At 71.0% G+C, this 15695-nt stretch carries 14 protein-coding genes; 5 read left to right on the forward strand and 9 right to left on the reverse strand.

Annotated features, from left to right (window positions below; genetic code table 11):
• Nucleotides 1-6: 6 nt before the first annotated feature.
• The 9 genes from ACFUPX_RS20110 to ACFUPX_RS20150 all read right to left on the reverse strand — a co-directional run bounded on the left by ACFUPX_RS20110 (nucleotide 7) and on the right by ACFUPX_RS20150 (nucleotide 10175).
• Nucleotides 7-1509, reverse strand: a complete 1503-nt coding sequence (locus tag ACFUPX_RS20110; RefSeq protein WP_383323923.1) for an acyltransferase domain-containing protein — start codon at nucleotides 1507-1509, stop codon at nucleotides 7-9.
• A 75-nt stretch (nucleotides 1510-1584) separates the two neighbouring features.
• Complete coding sequence (locus tag ACFUPX_RS20115) at nucleotides 1585-2934, reverse strand: NAD(P)/FAD-dependent oxidoreductase (protein WP_383323926.1); 1350 nt, start codon at nucleotides 2932-2934, stop codon at nucleotides 1585-1587.
• A 66-nt stretch (nucleotides 2935-3000) separates the two neighbouring features.
• Nucleotides 3001-4467, reverse strand: a complete 1467-nt coding sequence (locus tag ACFUPX_RS20120) for an MFS transporter (RefSeq protein ID WP_383323928.1) — start codon at nucleotides 4465-4467, stop codon at nucleotides 3001-3003.
• A 46-nt stretch (nucleotides 4468-4513) separates the two neighbouring features.
• Entirely contained in the window at nucleotides 4514-5800 is a 1287-nt protein-coding gene (locus ACFUPX_RS20125) for a wax ester/triacylglycerol synthase domain-containing protein (RefSeq protein WP_383323931.1), read from the reverse strand.
• A 50-nt stretch (nucleotides 5801-5850) separates the two neighbouring features.
• Nucleotides 5851-6093 (reverse strand): acyl-CoA carboxylase epsilon subunit, encoded by a 243-nt coding sequence (locus tag ACFUPX_RS20130; RefSeq protein WP_383323934.1) that lies wholly within the window; start codon nucleotides 6091-6093, stop codon nucleotides 5851-5853.
• Complete coding sequence (locus ACFUPX_RS20135; RefSeq protein ID WP_383323964.1) at nucleotides 6090-7634, reverse strand: acyl-CoA carboxylase subunit beta; 1545 nt, start codon at nucleotides 7632-7634, stop codon at nucleotides 6090-6092. The genes ACFUPX_RS20130 and ACFUPX_RS20135 overlap by 4 nt, the downstream gene beginning before the upstream one ends.
• 218 nt (nucleotides 7635-7852) lie before the next feature.
• Entirely contained in the window at nucleotides 7853-8296 is a 444-nt protein-coding gene (locus ACFUPX_RS20140) for a LuxR C-terminal-related transcriptional regulator (protein WP_383323938.1), read from the reverse strand.
• Between the two features lie 217 nt (nucleotides 8297-8513).
• Nucleotides 8514-9332 (reverse strand): IclR family transcriptional regulator, encoded by an 819-nt coding sequence (locus tag ACFUPX_RS20145; protein WP_383323941.1) that lies wholly within the window; start codon nucleotides 9330-9332, stop codon nucleotides 8514-8516.
• A gap of 198 nt (nucleotides 9333-9530) precedes the next feature.
• Nucleotides 9531-10175 (reverse strand): winged helix-turn-helix transcriptional regulator, encoded by a 645-nt coding sequence (locus tag ACFUPX_RS20150; RefSeq protein WP_383323944.1) that lies wholly within the window; start codon nucleotides 10173-10175, stop codon nucleotides 9531-9533.
• 84 nt (nucleotides 10176-10259) lie between these two features.
• Here ACFUPX_RS20150 and ACFUPX_RS20155 point away from each other — a divergent pair, with 84 nt between their 5' ends.
• From ACFUPX_RS20155 to ACFUPX_RS20175, 5 genes are all read left to right on the forward strand, one after another.
• Nucleotides 10260-11471: a pyridoxal phosphate-dependent aminotransferase gene (locus ACFUPX_RS20155; protein ID WP_383323947.1), complete on the forward strand. Its 1212-nt coding sequence runs from the start codon at nucleotides 10260-10262 to the stop codon at nucleotides 11469-11471.
• Nucleotides 11472-11494: 23 nt separating this feature from the next.
• Nucleotides 11495-12103 (forward strand): peptidase, encoded by a 609-nt coding sequence (locus ACFUPX_RS20160; RefSeq protein ID WP_383323950.1) that lies wholly within the window; start codon nucleotides 11495-11497, stop codon nucleotides 12101-12103.
• Between the two features lie 35 nt (nucleotides 12104-12138).
• Complete coding sequence (locus ACFUPX_RS20165) at nucleotides 12139-13365, forward strand: FAD-dependent monooxygenase (RefSeq protein ID WP_383323967.1); 1227 nt, start codon at nucleotides 12139-12141, stop codon at nucleotides 13363-13365.
• Between the two features lie 102 nt (nucleotides 13366-13467).
• Nucleotides 13468-14769: a VWA domain-containing protein gene (locus tag ACFUPX_RS20170; protein WP_383323953.1), complete on the forward strand. Its 1302-nt coding sequence runs from the start codon at nucleotides 13468-13470 to the stop codon at nucleotides 14767-14769.
• Nucleotides 14769-15566 carry a hypothetical protein gene (locus ACFUPX_RS20175; protein WP_383323956.1) on the forward strand — a complete coding sequence of 266 codons (798 nt, stop codon included), beginning with the start codon at nucleotides 14769-14771 and terminating at the stop codon, nucleotides 15564-15566. Before ACFUPX_RS20170 ends, ACFUPX_RS20175 begins: the two co-directional genes overlap by 1 nt.
• Nucleotides 15567-15695 lie beyond the last annotated feature (129 nt).

Raw genomic sequence — 15695 nt, forward strand, 5'->3', positions numbered from 1 at the left:
AGGCCCTCAGCCCGCCGCGACCGCCTCCCGGCCGGACAGCTCCGAGACCACGAAGTCGACGATCTTGTCCATGGTGTTGTAGTTCTCCAGGCGGAAACCGGCCTCCCGGGTGGGCAGGCCGTACTGCTTGGACGCGCGGGCGAGCAGCTCGACCTGCTTGACCGAGTCGACACCCAGTTCGGCCTCCAGCTGCACGCCGTCCTCGAAGACCTCCTCGGGGTACTCCAGGGCCTCGGCGTACAGGGTCCGCAGCTCGGCGTGGATCTCGGCACGGTCCGGCGCCGCGTCGGAGGGAGCCGGTGCGGCGGGGGTGGCGGGAGCGGCGGCGGGCGCCGGTGTCGGCGCGGCCTTCGCTGCCTCCGCGGCCTTCGGCGCGGGGAAGGCGCTCAGGTCGTCGGCGATGCGCCGGAGCACCTCGTCGCCGTGCTCGGTCCAGTACGCCTCGAACACGTCGGCGGGCACCGTGGGGGCGAGGAGTTCGGCGAGGCCCGGGGCCTCGGCCGCACCGGCGAGGCCGGCGTCCCGAAGGATCCGCAGGGTGGCGTCGAGCGCGAGGCCGCCGTCACCGTCGATCGAGAGCGAGGGCAGGGCGCGTACGTCCGAGCCCTTGGTGAGCCGGACGACGAGCTTGGTCAGCGCGGCCCGCCCGCCCGCTTCCACGAACGTCGTGACACCCGCGGCCTGGAGATGGCGCACGGCGGCCGCGAACCGCACCGGGGTGACGAAGTGCTCGGCGAGGCGGTCGGCCAGTGCGTCGTCGGGCTCGTAGTACCGCTGGAGGATCGGCGAGTACACCAGGTGCTGCAAGGGGTGCTGGTCCAACTTGCGTACGTAGGCGGCGAATTCGGGTACGGCGGGGGCGAGCGCCGGGGTGTGGAAGGGGAAGGGGGCGTCGATCTCGATGGCGCCGATGCCCAGCTGTCCGGCGATCGCGATCACCCGGTCGAGGGCGTCGCCGGGACCGCTCACCACGGTCTGCTCGTCGTGGTTCTCGGTGGCGACGGCCAGCAGCGGGTCGTCGAGGAGGTCGAGGAGGCGCCCGGAGCGGTCGGCGTCCGCCGACAACGCCACCATGCGGCCCTCGATGCCGTTCTGCCGCTGGATGACCGCCACCCGCTGGGCGACGATCCGCACTCCGTCCTCGACGGAGAACGCTCCAGCGGCGACCAGTGCGGTGATCTCGCCGAGGCTGTGCCCCGCGAGGACGTCGGGACGCACGCCCTGGGCGTCCAGGATCTCGTAGGAGGCCAGACCGGCGGCGTAGATGGCGACCTGGGAGGCCCAGGCGTCGTCGTCGAGGAGGTCCCGCAGATCCCTGTGGTGGTCCCCGAAGAGCACGTCGGTTATTCGGCGCGAGAACAGGTTCATGGTCTCCGCATCGATACGCTCGAAGACCTGCCTGACCTGCGGGTACTTGTCCTTGGCCAGGCGCAGCGCCTCGCCGTCGAAGCCGCCCTGTCCGGGGAAGAGGAAGGTGGTGCGCAGGTCCGTCGATGTGTGGACGGTCATGGTCGTGCCTCCATGCTGGTGATGAGGAAAGACGAGGGAAAGGGATGAGCGCTCGCGGCGCGGGGCGGGCCTGGCTCAGGCCAGGTACTGCCCCATGGGCCCGAGGTTCTTCGCCACGAGGCGGTCGGCCGTGCGGGTGGCGCCGGGTATGTGCCGGGGCACTCCGCGGGCCAGCCAGCGCACCATGCGCAGTTTCCAGCCGGGTCCCGCGCCGGGCTCCAGGTGGTCGAGCAGGGCGTGGATGCTGGCCGGTGAGTAGAACTCCGCCGGGTGGACGATCGTGGCGAACATGCCGACCATGTCGCGGCCGTGCGTGGGGCTGCGGTTCATGGCCTGGATGAACGCCAGTTCCTCCCGCGAGTGGCTGGCGATCGTCGCGTGGTCGCGGGTGTAGCGGTAGTGGCCGGTGACCAGGGCGTCGCGGTCACGGGCGTAGCCCGCGAGGGCGTCCCGCAGCGGTTCGTCGCCCGCCAGGCCCGACTCGATGGCGGCGGCGAGGAGTTCGGCGCCGCGAAGCCCGTCGGTGATCCCGGCGGCGGTGATCGGGTCCCGGGTGTATCCGGCGTCCCCGGCCAGGGCCCAGCCGGGGCCGTACGAGCGGCGCAGGAAGTTGGGCACGGACCCGGTCATCCAGCGGTCGACCCGCGTGGTCGCGCGCAGCAGCTCGGCGCGCTCGGGGTCCACCTCGTCGAACGCGGAGATGACCGTACGGTCGCGGTCCTCGTCGCTGGTGGCCTTGAAGTCGGCCACCGGCAGGGCCACTCCGACGATGGTGAGCCCGTCGTGGGTGGGCCAGGTGAACGCGTGCTTGCCCGCGTGGCGGTAGGTGCGCACCCGCCCGTCGTGCGGCAGGCCCTCCCAGTAGGACCAGTGGCTCTTGTTGAGCACCGGGTGGGCCTCGTACTTCGGTGCGTCCAGGAGCCGGGCCACGGTCGAGTTGGAGCCGTCGGCCCCGACCACGACGCGGGCGTGTTCGACGACGGGGGTACGGTCCGACGTCTCGCCCCGCACACCGGTCACCGTGCCGGTGTCGTCGGTGATCAGCTCCCGGACCGAGACGCCGGCCCGCAGTTCCGCACCGGCCTTGACCGCGGCGTCGAGCAGGATCTGGTCGAGCCTGCTGCGCTCGGGCGAGTACGCCTCGCCCACTCCGTCCACGGCGGGCAGCCGGGCCATCAGCTCCACCGGCCCGCTGCGCAGCCCGTACTCGGTGATGGGCGGGCAGCCGGTGGCCGTCAACTCGTCGAGCAGGCCCCAGCGTTTGAGGCGCAGGATGCCCGGCGGGTGGACCAGGTTGGTGGCGGCGGCCTTGCCGCCGGGGAACACGGCCCGGTCGAGCAGCAGCACCTTGTGGCCCGCCCGTGCGAGCAGCATGGCCGTGGAGGCGCCACTGATCCGTGCGCCGACAACTATTGCGTCGTACATCTCGACTCCCTGCCACTGGCTGGTCGACTGCGGGCGATTGCGTGCTGGGTCCGGGGCCGGGGGCCCTCAGCGCTGTGAGGGCTCCAGGAGGTCGTCCGCTTGGTCCGTCTTCTCGGTGTCCGGGCGCTCCTCGTCCTGCCACGCGGAGTTGTTCTCCTTGGACCGGCGCGGTGCGGTGAGGATGGCGACGCAGCCGAGGGCGGCGATGCCCGCGCCGATCCAGGTGGCGGGGACGAGCCCGTCCACGAAGTTCTGCGGCGAGGCGTATCCGCCCTGTGCGGTGAACACCGACGTCAGTACGGCCACGCCGAGCACACCGCCGAGCTCCCGGAAGGTGTTGTTGGCTCCGGACGCGATGCCCTGGTCGCGCGGGGCGACGATGTTCATGGCCATCTCGGCGACGGGCGCGAAGAAGAGGCCGAGGCCGATGCCGCCGAGCACGAGGCCGGGGACCTGGTCGGCGTAGTCGGTGTGCACCTCGGTCACCATGGCGAGCCAGCCGAGACCGACGGCCTCGAACAGCAGCCCCGCGGCGACCACGAGCCGGTTGCCCAGACGGCCGGACAGCAGGGCGGTGAGCGGCGCGACAAGGACCGGCATCGCGGTCCAGGGCAGCATCCGCACGCCCGCTTCGAGCGGCGAGAAGCCCTGGATGTTCTGCATGAACTGGGTCAGCAGGAACACCAGCCCGAACATGGCGGCGAACATCAGCAGGCTGGCGGAGTTGACGGCGCTGAACGAACGGTTGCGGAACAGCCGCATCGGCAGCATCGGGTGGCGGGTGCGCAGCTCCCAGAGGACGAAGGCCGCGAGGATCGCCACGCCGCCGATCAGGTAGGGCAGCACCTGGCTGCCGCCCCAGCCGTACTCGGTGGTCCGTACGAGGGCGAACACCACGCCGAACATGCCGAGGCTCACCAGGACGGTGCCCACCGGGTCGAGCGTGCTCTGCGGGTGCTTGCTCTCGGCGAGCTTCCACAGGCTGAGGGCGAGGACCACCACGCCGATCGGCACATTGACCCAGAAGATCCACTCCCAGGAGATCTTCTCGACGACGGCGCCGCCGATGAGCGGTCCCAGCGCCACGGCGAGGCCGCTCAGCGCGCCCCAGATGCCGAGCGCGATGGCGCGCCTGCGGGGCGGCACGGCGACGGTGAGGAGGGTCAGCGTCAGCGGCATGACGATGGCGGCGCCGAAGCCCTGCACGGCGCGGGCGATGATCAGTTGCTGGGAGCTGTCGGCGAGGGCGCAGGCCGCGGACGCCGCGGTGAAGACGACGAGGCCGATCACGAACATCCGGCGGCGGCCGAAGCGGTCACCGGCCGCCGCGCCTGCCATCAGGAAGACCGCGAAGGACAGGGTGTAGGCGTTCACCGTCCATTCCAGGTCCTGCAGGCTCGTGTCGAGGGATTCCTGGATGGCGGGCAGGGCCGTGATGACGACCAGGTTGTCCAGCGCGGCCATGAAGACGGCGAGGCCGGTCACGATCAGGGTCCACACGGCATGACCGCGTGTACTTGACGGACTCGACATGAGAGAACCCTCCGAAGAGTGGGTGGCTGAGGGGGGGGACGGCCGTTCAGGCGGCCGGAAGTGCGTCCATCGAGTCGAATCCGTCGAGGGCCTCGCGCCACAGCGCCGCGAGCCGCTGGGCACCCGGCAGCCTGCGGTCGTACAGGAAGCTCACCTGCACCCGGGATCCGCAGGACAGCAGCGTCACCGACAGGGCGTTGCCCGGAAGCAGCACCCCGAGCGGCACGGCGTCCACGACCGGGTCGTCGCGGAAGGAAAGACAGGCGGGCAGTGCGTAGTTGGAGGCGTACAGCGGTGACGAGCGAGGGCTGAGCAGGCGCCTGACCGTCCAGCGGATCAGGGCCTTGGGCAGCAGGGCGACCAGGGCCCTGCTGGCCGGCCGCAGACCGTTGGAGCGCATCCGCTGGGTGCTGCCGACGAGCTGCGTGAACGCTTCGGCGGGCGGCACTTGCTGACCGGGCAGCGTGACCACGGTCGTCGTGAGGTGGTTGCCGACGGCGTCCTCCTCGCCCTCGTGCCGGGTGCTCAGCGGCATCCGGACCGGTACGGGTGACGCGCGGAACACCGAGCGCACATCGCGGTGGCCGTCGCCCGTCGCGCTCCAGGCGGCCAGCGCGCCCCACACGGCCATGAGGAAGGCGTCGTTGACCGTGCCGCCGAACCCCCGGCCGAGTTCGCTCAGTTCACGCCGGGTCGCGCTCGTGGTGCACATGGCCAGGTTCTCCGGAGCGGGAGCCTGGGCCCGGGGCCAGAGCCTGCCGGGCGCGAGGCCGCGCGTCATGCCGACGCCCACGCTGAGCGCACCGTGCAGCAGTTCACGGGGTCCTGCGGTGAACAGCGGCCCGGTGCGCCGCCCGTTGCGCTCCCCGCCCCGGGTGCGGTCCGGGTGCGGGGTGCCGAACAGGACGGCGGCGACGTGGGCCGCCCCCATCCCGTCCTCGAGGCCGTGGTGGACCCGGTAGCAGATGGCGTACTCCTCGTCGGAGTAGCCGTGCACGAGGTGGATCGTCCACAGGGGGCCGCTCTCGCACAGCGGCCTGCGCACCATGGCCGTGAGCACCTCGTCGAGCGAGGTGCCCGCCGGGAGCCTCATCTCCTGTACGTGGGCGCGCAGATCGAAGCCGGAGCTGGGGGCACGGAACGCTCCGCGCCGCCCGGTCACCGCCCGGTGGGTCAGCCGGGGCAGGCCGGGCAGCCGCTGCGCCAGGTGCTCGTGGAGCTGGTCCACCGAGGGGGCCTGTCCACGGAAGCGCAGGAACTGCCCTTGGACCAGGCCGATGTCCTGGTCCATGTCCAGGAAGACCTCGTCGATCGGGTTGAGTGGATGTTTCACTATCCGCTCCCAGTCGATTGGTGTGGGGGAAACCGGCGTCGTACGACAGCTCACGCCATGGCTCGGGCGCGGCCTGCGGGGCCCGGCCGGTGTCTGCCGCCGGAGCGCCAGGAACCGGCGGGACGGGTACGGCCATCGCCTGCCCAGCGCGCGTGCGCGGGGTCCGGCGTGGGAGGTGCGGGTGCCTGAGCCTGTTGGGCCATCGCCTTCAGGACGGCGGTGACGGCGGCCAGTTCGAGGTCGTCGGGCCGTCCTCGCACCACCGCGAGCGCGGTGTTCCGGGTGCCGGTCATGCCGGCGGGTTGCCGTGCTTGCGCGACGGCAGGTCGACGTCCTTGGTCCGCAGGACACGCAGCGCCTCGATGAGGGACGAGCGGGTCAGCGCGGGATCTATGACGTCGTCGACGAGTCCGCGTTCAACGGCGTAGTAAGGGTGCATCAGCTCTGTTCTGTACTCCTTGACCAGTTGGGTCCGGGTCGCCTCCGGGTCGTCGGAGGCGGCGATCTCCCGGCGGAAGACGACGTTCGCCGCGCCCTCGGCGCCCATCACCGCGATCTCGTTCGTCGGCCAGGCGTACGTCAGGTCGGCGCCGATGGACTGGGAGTCCATGACGATGTACGCCCCGCCGTAGGCCTTGCGCAGCACCAGGGAGACGCGCGGCACGGTGGCGTTGCAGTACGCGTACAGGAGCTTCGCGCCGTGCCGGATGATGCCGTCGTGCTCCTGGGCCACACCGGGCAGGAACCCCGGCACGTCCACGAGGGTGACCAGCGGGATGTTGAAGGCGTCGCAGGTGGAGATGAAGCGGGCGGCCTTCTCGGAGGCGTGGATGTCCAGGGCGCCGGCCAGCAGGGAGGGCTGGTTGGCGACGATGCCGACGACTTGGCCGTCGAGGCGGGCGAGCGCGCAGATGATGTTGCCCGCCCAGCCCGCGTGCGTTTCGAGGAGCTCTCCGTCGTCGACGATCTCCTGGATGACCGTGCGCATGTCGTAGGGCCGGTTCCCCTCGGCGGGGACCAGGTCGGCGAGCGTGTCGGTCCGGCGGTCGGCGGGGTCATCCGTCTGGTGGGACGGCGGCATTTCCCGGTTGTTGGAGGGCAGCAGCGACAGCAGGTAGCGCACTTCCTCCAGGCATTCGGCCTCGTCGTCGTAGACGAACGCGGCGACGCCGGAGACCGTGCCGTGGACGTCGGCGCCGCCCAGGCCGTTCTGGGTGATCTCCTCACCCGTCACCGCCTGGACCACGTCGGGTCCCGTGATGAACATCTGGGAGGTCTCGCGGACCATGAAGACGAAGTCGGTCAGGGCGGGAGAGTAGGCGGCGCCGCCCGCGCACGGGCCGAGCATCACCGAGATCTGCGGGATGACGCCGGAGGCCCTGGTGTTGCGCCGGAAGATGCCGCCGTATCCGGCGAGGGCGGACACGCCCTCCTGGATACGGGCCCCGGCACCGTCGTTGAGCGACACCAGCGGGGCGCCCGCCTTGACGGCCATGTCCATGATCTTGTGGATCTTCGTGGCGTGCGCCTCACCGAGGGAGCCGCCGAAGATGCGGAAGTCGTGGGCGTAGGCGAAGACCGTGCGCCCGTGGACCGTTCCCCAGCCGGTGACGACGCCGTCGGTGTGGGGCCTGCGGTTCTCCAGGCCGAAGCCGGAGGCGCGGTGCCTGCGCAACTGCTCGACCTCGGTGAACGAGCCCTCGTCGAAGAGGAGTTCCAGACGTTCGCGGACGGTCCTCTTGCCCCGGGCGTGCTGCTGCTCGGTGGCGCGCGCGCCGGGCCCCTCTTCGGCGGCTGCGCGAGTGGCGTGCAGGGTGGCGACGCGGTCGCGCATGCCGGGCCCTGCGGGCTCGGGCGGATGCGCCGTGGAGGGCTTCGTCGGGCTCTCGGTGAGAGCGGCGGTCCTGGCCGGCATGGGCGTGTCCTTTCTCCGTCACCACGAAGTGGAAGAGCGGCGAGTCCACGGAAACCGGGGCCTGCGCGGCGCGCGCCTCCGGAGAGTCTGGAGAAAGACCGGGCCCGTGACCTCGTGTCTTTCCTTCCAGAAATAAACTATCCGGCATTCATTCGGCGCGGAACTGCACTTTGGTACAGGCGCCGACCGGAGAAGGCGACAAGGCCTGCTTGTAATCTGGATTCAACACCCAATTTACTCAGCACTTGCGCCACATGAAACTTGACCGTCCGTTCGGCGATGTCGAGTCGCCGCGCGATACTGCGGTTGGAATAGCCCTCACCGAGCAGCTGGAACACTTCGGTCTCCCGCGCCGAGAGCAACGGGACCCTTCTCAACTCCGCCTCCCATGAGGCCTGTTCACCACGGCCCTCGCGAACGGGGCCAGCACCTCCCGCCCCGTCTTGCGACGTGTGCGGGCGGACAGCGACTACGCGGACCAAGACAACCCCCCCGTGACGGCGAATCCGGAGCGCGAGCACTCCGGCTTTCCACTTCCCGAGTATTGGCCACCGGCACCTCGGTTTGTCAAGAAAGGCCATCCCTCTCCCGCAGGACGAGAATGCGGGCGAGGCGAATCCCGGCACGTGAGAAACGGGCGCCGTTTCTCACGTGCCGAGATACGAATATTGTGTGAACGCCGCGACACGGCAAGATACCCGCCCGGCTATTTTGTTGCGGCGGGATGACACGGCGATTTCGGCGTCGATTCCACCGGCTGCCTTCGCGTGCGAAGGCAGCCGGACGGCCGGGCAGTCATCAGAAGGAGCTGGGAGTCTGCGCCGACCAGGCGCCGCCGCCCGTCTCGGTGAACACTCCGGCGGCCTCCCGCATGGCGCGCACGACGCCGGCCGGCCACTGCGGCATGGCCTCGTCGGGCTTGAGCACCGCGACCGAGCCCATGATCAGCCCGTCCCAGCGGACCGGCGCGGCAAGGCCGTTCCAGCCGGCCGCGCACTCCTCCGAGTCGGTGGCCACCCCTTGCTCGCGCACGGACTTGAGGGAGGCGAGCAGGGCGCCTTCGTCCCTGAACACCCCCGGGCCCGCCTCCACGGGCGGCGGCTCGGCCAGCACGCCCTCCTGGATGACCTCCGGCAGGTGCGCGAGGATCGCCCGCCCGCAGGCGCCCGTACGCAACGACTGAAAGACCGTCAGGAGGGCGCGGCGGCTGATGCCGAGCTCCGCCAGGTCCGAGTCGCCGACGGCCATGTCCAGGCACTGCTTCCTGGCCCCGCCGAAGGGTGCGAGGCCGAAGAGGAACACCAGGCCCCCGTCGGTGACCTTGCGCAGGCCCTCCAGCACCTCGTGCGTCACCTCTATGTTGGGCGCGTGCGTGAGGGCTTTCAGACCCAGCCGCGCGGCCCCGGGACCCAGCCGGTACAGGCCGCGTCCCTCGCGGACGAAGACCCCGTCATGAATGCCGGACTGCAGAATGCGATGCACCGTCGAGTCGTCGAGGCCGGTCGCCTCGGCCAATTCCCCGGGTCCGTGTACCTGCCCCTCCAGCTCGGTGAAGGCACTTTGGACCCGGAAGACCCGGACGGCGTGATTGCTTCCCTGGTTACCGTTCTTGGCCATGTTCCCCGTTCCCCTGTTGAGCGCCGTGGCTGGCGCCGTCGCCCACGCCAAAAGACGACATGGACCCTTACGACCCTAGTGCTGCTCGGCCCCTGTGTTCGAGTGACCGATCATGAACACTGCGGCACATGCGTCAGGACGTTCGGAGGAGACCCGCGGGCCCAACCCCGCTTGGCCACGGCCGGGTTACCACGGGGTTCAGGACGCGCGCAGCGCCTTCGCGAGCACTCCGTCGCCCGACAGCTCGACGCGGCCCGCCCGGACGCCCTCCCCCACCGTCAGGACGCCCCCGCTCACCGCCACGCACGTCTCGGCGTCCATGACGACGCGGGCGTCCGGTTCCACGGGCGCGGGACCGTCGCCGTACGACTCCCCCGCTTCCCCGACACGTACGTGGAACTCCCCCTCACCCAGGCGGACTTCCACCACGCCCGCCGCCCCGAGCCCGGCCAGGGCCCGCAGCAGCGGCAGCGCGAACCAGTGGGCGCGGACCGCGTCCGTCGGGGCGCGCTCCTGGAGGGCGGGCGTGCCCCAGGTGGCGAGGGCCCGCAGGACCGGGAGCAACTCGCGTCCCCGCCCGGTCAGTTCATAGACGTACGCAGCCGACGGCGGGGGCAGGCGGCGGCGCGTCGTCAGGCCATCGCGCTCCATGTCCTTGAGCCGGGAGGCCAGGACGTCCGTGCTCACGCCCGGCAGATCGGCGTGCAGGTCGGTGTAGCGGCGCGGGCCGACCAGGAGCTCCCGGACGATCAGCAGGGTCCAGCGGTCACCCACGGCGTCGAGGGCACGGGCGGCAGCGCAGTACTGGTCATAGCTTCGGCGAGGCCTGGGTGCAGGTGGCATGCGACTCAGTCTATGCAAGTTGTTGGACTTTCCAAGCTCCAGCTTGGTAAAACCAAGTAACTCACGTCACGGGAGGCACAGCGCATGGAGTTCCGGCAGTCCAGCAAGCTCAGCGAGGTCTGTTACGAGATCCGGGGTCCGGTCATCGAGCACGCCAACGCCCTGGAGGAGGCGGGCCACAGCGTCCTGCGCCTGAACACCGGCAATCCCGCGCTCTTCGGCTTCGAGGCGCCCGAGGAGATCGTCCAGGACATGATCCGGATGCTGCCCCAGGCGCACGGCTACACGGACTCGCGCGGCATCCTCTCGGCCCGCCGAGCCGTCGCCCAGCGCTACCAGGCGCTCGGACTCGACGAGGTCTCCGTGGACGACGTCTTCCTCGGCAACGGAGTGTCCGAACTGGTCACCATGGCGGTCCAGGCCCTCCTGGAGGACGGTGACGAAGTCCTCATCCCCGCACCGGACTTCCCGCTGTGGACCGCCGTGACGACCCTCTCCGGAGGCAAAGCCGTCCACTACACGTGCGACGAGTCCGCGGACTGGTACCCGGACCTGGACGACATGGCGTCGAAGATCACCGACCGCACGAAGGCCGTCGTGATCATCAACCCGAACAACCCCACGGGCGCCGTGTACCCCAAGGAGATCCTGGAGGGCATCCTGGACCTCGCGCGCCGCCACGGCCTGATGGTCTTCGCCGACGAGATCTACGACCAGATCCTGTACGACGACGCCGTGCACCACAGCGTGGCCGCCCTCGCCCCGGACCTCGTCGTCCTCACCTTCTGCGGGCTCTCCAAGACCTATCGCGTGGCGGGCTTCCGCTCGGGCTGGCTGGTCGTCACGGGCCCGCGGCAGCACGCGAAGAGCTACCTGGAGGGGCTGACCATGCTCGCCTCCATGCGCCTGTGCCCCAACGCCCCCGCCCAGTACGCCATCCAGGCCGCGCTCGGCGGCCGGCAGTCCATCCGCGAGCTCACCGCTCCGGGCGGCAGGCTGCACGAGCAGCGCGACATGGCGTGGCGCAAGCTGAACGAGATCCCCGGCGTCTCGTGCGTGAAGCCGAAGGGCGCCCTGTACGCCTTCGCGCGGCTGGACCCCAAGGTCCACCCCATCCACGACGACGAGAAGTTCGTCCTGGACCTGCTCCTCCAGGAGAAGATCCAGGTCGTCCAGGGCACAGGCTTCAACTGGCCGCGCCCCGACCACTTCCGCATCCTGACCCTCCCTTACGCTGACGACCTCGACGCGGCGATCAGCCGCATCGGCCGCTTCCTCAGCGGCTACCGCCAGTGACATCGCCGTACGACGGGGGTCGTGTGTCTGTCTGTTCCGCCTGCCGGGTCCCTTCCCTCACCCAGTTCGCGTCGCCCGACCTCGTCGAGCGGATCGTGTACGGCGGGCTCGACCGCGCGGCCGACCCGGCCTGGGCGGAATCGGGCGCGCTCACCCTGGAGGACTACGCGCGCTGGTGCAGCCACCTGTGCGGTCTGGCGTGTCTGCGGATGGCGCTCGGCCCGTCCGCGCCCTCACTCTTCGAGCTGCGGGACGGCGCGCTGAAGTACGGCGCGTACACGCAGGGCACGGACGGCACGATCCACGGCCTGATCTACGCCCCGTTCGCGCAGTACGTGCGTGACGTGCACGGCGTCAACGCCACGGTGCACCGGCACCTCACCGTGGAGGAGATCACCGGCCTGCTCGACGAGGGCTGCTCGGTGATGGTCTCGGTGCACTGCGAGATCCGCCGCCCGCACCGCCCCGCACCCGGCCGGGGCGGCCATCTGGTGCTGGTCACGGGGCGTTCGGCGGACGGTGGCCTGCACCTGCACAACTCGTCCGGGATCGACGCCGGGACGCGGATGGCGGACATCACACTTTCGGACTTCGAGCCGTTCTTCGCCGGACGCGGGGTGTCCCTGCGCTGACAGAGGGTCATCCTTGCTGCCAGGATGGCGCGATGATGCGTGGAGGCAGGGTCGCCGTCGTGGGCGGGAGCATCGCGGGATGCGCCGCCGCACTCGCCGCTTACCGCGGTGGCGCCGATGAGATCACGGTGTACGAGCGGGCCGCGGGGCACCTCGCCGACCGAGGCGTCGGACTCGCGGTGCACAACTCCCGGTACGCGGAGCTGGACTCCGCCGGGTATCTGGACGCGGACATGCCGTGGGTGCAGCTGGAGCGGCGCCGCTGGTACGTGCGGGACGGAGCGGCCGCCGGGCCCCTCGGCCACGAGATCGGGACCATGCCGTTCCCTTTCCGTACGTACAACTGGGGTCCTCTGTGGCGCGAGTTGCGCGGCCGGGTGCCCGAGTCCGTGGTCTTCCGGTCGGGCGTGGCGGTGGAACAGGTGCGTCCGGGCGATGACGACGCCGCGGTGGACACCGCCGCGGGCACCGAGCGCTTCGACCTCGTGATCGGCGCCGACGGCTACCGCTCGGTGGTCCGTACGGCGGCGTTCGGCGGCGTGCGGCCCGCGTACGCCGGCTATCTCGCCTGGCGCGGCGCCTTCCCCGCCGACCGCCTCGTGGACCCGGAGCTGTGGGACCGGGAGGACTGCGCGTACGTCGTCTTCCCCGGCGGCCACGTCATCGTGTACCGCATCCCGGACGGCATCGGCGGTCACCGTGTCAACTGGGTCCTGTACACGGCGCCGCCGCCCGGCCTCGACCTGGGGCTCGGCCTCGACCTGCGGCTCACCGCCCCCACCAGCCTGCCGCCCGGCGGGCTCACGGAGGCCCTCGCCTCGCATCTCACGTACGTGTGCGACGAGTTGCTGCCGCCCTACTGGGGCGACCTCGTCCGCGCCACCACCCCCGACGAGCTCTTCCTCCAGCCGATGTACGACTTCACGGCGCCCCGCTACACCACGGGCCGGGTGCTCCTGATGGGCGACGCCGCCACCGTCGTCCGGCCGCACACCGGGGCGGGCGCGGTCAAGGCGCTGCAGGACGCGACGGTCCTGGAGTCCGCCTTCGCGACGGCCACGAACTGGCCGGACGCCCTCGACACGTACGACACGGACCGCACCGTCGCCGGGGCCGCGATGGTCGATCTCGGGAGGCGCCTTGGCCTCGCGCTCGTCGAGGAGACTCCGCTCTGGCGGTCCATGGACCAGACGGGGCTCGAGACGTGGTGGAAGCAGGCCGACGGGGGCGGGGCGTTCGGGGGCCGCGAGTTGAAGGGGTGAGCCGAAAGGGGCCGGCCGGGGCGACGCCGTGAGCCGAGGCGGGGAAGACTGATACCCACCTGCCGGTTTGGGTATGCACGCCAAGATCAATAAGATCCGGCGATGATCACAAGACATCGGCTGGCGGCCGGGGCCTTCGCCCTGCTCGCCGCCTTGACCGCCGGACTCGGCACGGCGGGTTCCGCCGCCGCCGACGACGAAGAACCGGCACGGCCCTCGCCCAAGGTCGAGCTGCTCCTCGACGTCAGCGGTTCGATGCGGGCCCGCGACATCGACGGCAAGTCCCGGATGGCGGCGGCGAAGCAGGCGTTCAACGAGGTACTCGACGCCACGCCGGACGAAGTCCAGCTGGGCATACGCACGTTGGGCGCCAACTACCGCGGCGACGACCGCAAGACGGGCTGCAAGGATACCGAGCTCCTCTACCCGGTGGCCGAGCTCGACCAAGCGGGTCGCACCGAAGCGAAGACCGCGGTGGCCACCCTCGCGCCCACCGGGTGGACGCCGATCGGCCCCACGCTCCTGAAGGCCGCCGACGACCTCAAGGACGACAGCGCCGAGCGCAGCCGACGCATCGTCCTCATCTCCGACGGCGAGGACACCTGCCAGCCGCTCGATCCCTGCGAGGTGGCCCGCAAGATCTCCGCCGAGGGCATCCACCTCACGGTCGACACGCTCGGCCTGGTGCCGGACGCCAAGACCCGCGACCAGCTGAGCTGCATCGCCGAGGCCACCGGAGGTACGTACACATCGGTGCGGCACACCGATGAACTCTCCGGCCGGGTCAAGCAGTTGGTGGACCGCGCGGCGGACCCCGTGGCCACCCCGGTGGCCGCCGAGGGCGCCGCCCAGTGCTCCAAAGCCCCGAAGCTGAACGCGGGCGTCTACACCGACCGGGAGAAGTTCGGCGAGCACCGCTGGTACCGCGTGGACGTCAAGCCCGGCCAGGAGCTGCGCGCCTCCGTCAGCGTCGGCGCCGACCGCGCGGTGAACCAGGACTACGGCGTACTGCTGCGGGCCTCGACCACGCACGGACGCGAGATCGTGCGCGGATCCGAGGCGGGCGACGGGCGTACGGACGTGATCTCCACCGGTCTGCGCTACCCGAAGCCGGAGGAGGACGACGACGAGGAGACCGACGGGGGCGAGCCCGCCCCCGAGACCGTGTGCCTCCAGGTCAGCAACTCCTTCTCGGCACCTTCCTCCGTCAAGACGACTCCGGGTCTGCCCGTAGAACTGGCCGTCGACCTGGTGGACGCGCCCGACGAGGCCTCGGACGTGGCGTCCTTCGGCCTGGGCAACGGCTGGTGGCTCCTCGGCGTGCTGGTCCTCACCGGCTTCGTCGCCGGTCTGGTCTGGGGCTGGGTCTCGCGCTGGCGCTTCGCGGTCTGGAGGACCAACTGATGGATGCGACACGCGTGTTGAGAAGGACCGGAGTGCTGGCGGGGGCCACGCTGCTCGCCCTGTGCGGGACGGTGGGCGCCGCGGCAGCCGCCGCGGCCGACTCCGGTGACGACGAGAAGAGTGCCGCGCCGACCGAGGCCGGTACGTCCTTCCGTACGGCGACCGCGATCCCGCTGGACCAGGAGGCGACGGCGGAGGCGTCCACCGGCGACTACCTGTACTGGTCGTTCCCGGCGGACACCGGGCAGCGCCCCACCGTGCACGCCACGGTGAAGCTGCCCGACGCGGCCACCAGGCACGGCGAATCCACCTGGCAGCTCGATGTGTACGACGGGCTGCGGCGCCACCAGGCGTGCCGGTTCGGCGCGCAGACCAAGGCGGCGGCTCAGGACGCCGGCACGGTCGAGCTGTCCTGCACCCTGCGCACGGTGCGCGGATGGGCCGAGCCGTGGGCCAACGACCCGCTGCCCGGCACGTACTACGCGCGCCTGACGGTCACCGGCCTCAAGGCGGACGACCTGGGCCTGCCGATGCGGGCGGCGACGAAGGTCACGTCGAACGACGCGGGCGGTGCGCAGGCGGTGGACGGCGCGCTGGCGGAGCCCTTGGTGCCGGGGGTCGGCACGAAGATGGCGGCGGCCTCCAGTGCGCCGGAGGACGGCTGGGCGTCCGGCTGGTGGTCGTCCCGCTGGCTGTGGACCGCGGCCGGCGGTGTGCTCGGCGCCCTCGCGGGCATCGGGGGGTACTGCCTGACGCGCGGCTCGGGCCGCCCGGCGCGCGCACCTGCGGGGATCTAATCTCGGTGGTGGCCGGACCGGGCCGTGCGGTGCGGGCCCCACCCACCGAACAGGGAGTTGTGGACCATGGGGGGGCGGCGCCGCGGGCGGCACGGCGGGTCCCAGCGGTGTCGTATTAACAACTGACGC

The sequence above is a fragment of the Streptomyces sp. NPDC057302 genome (assembly GCF_042667685.1).
GTDB lineage: Bacteria > Actinomycetota > Actinomycetes > Streptomycetales > Streptomycetaceae > Streptomyces.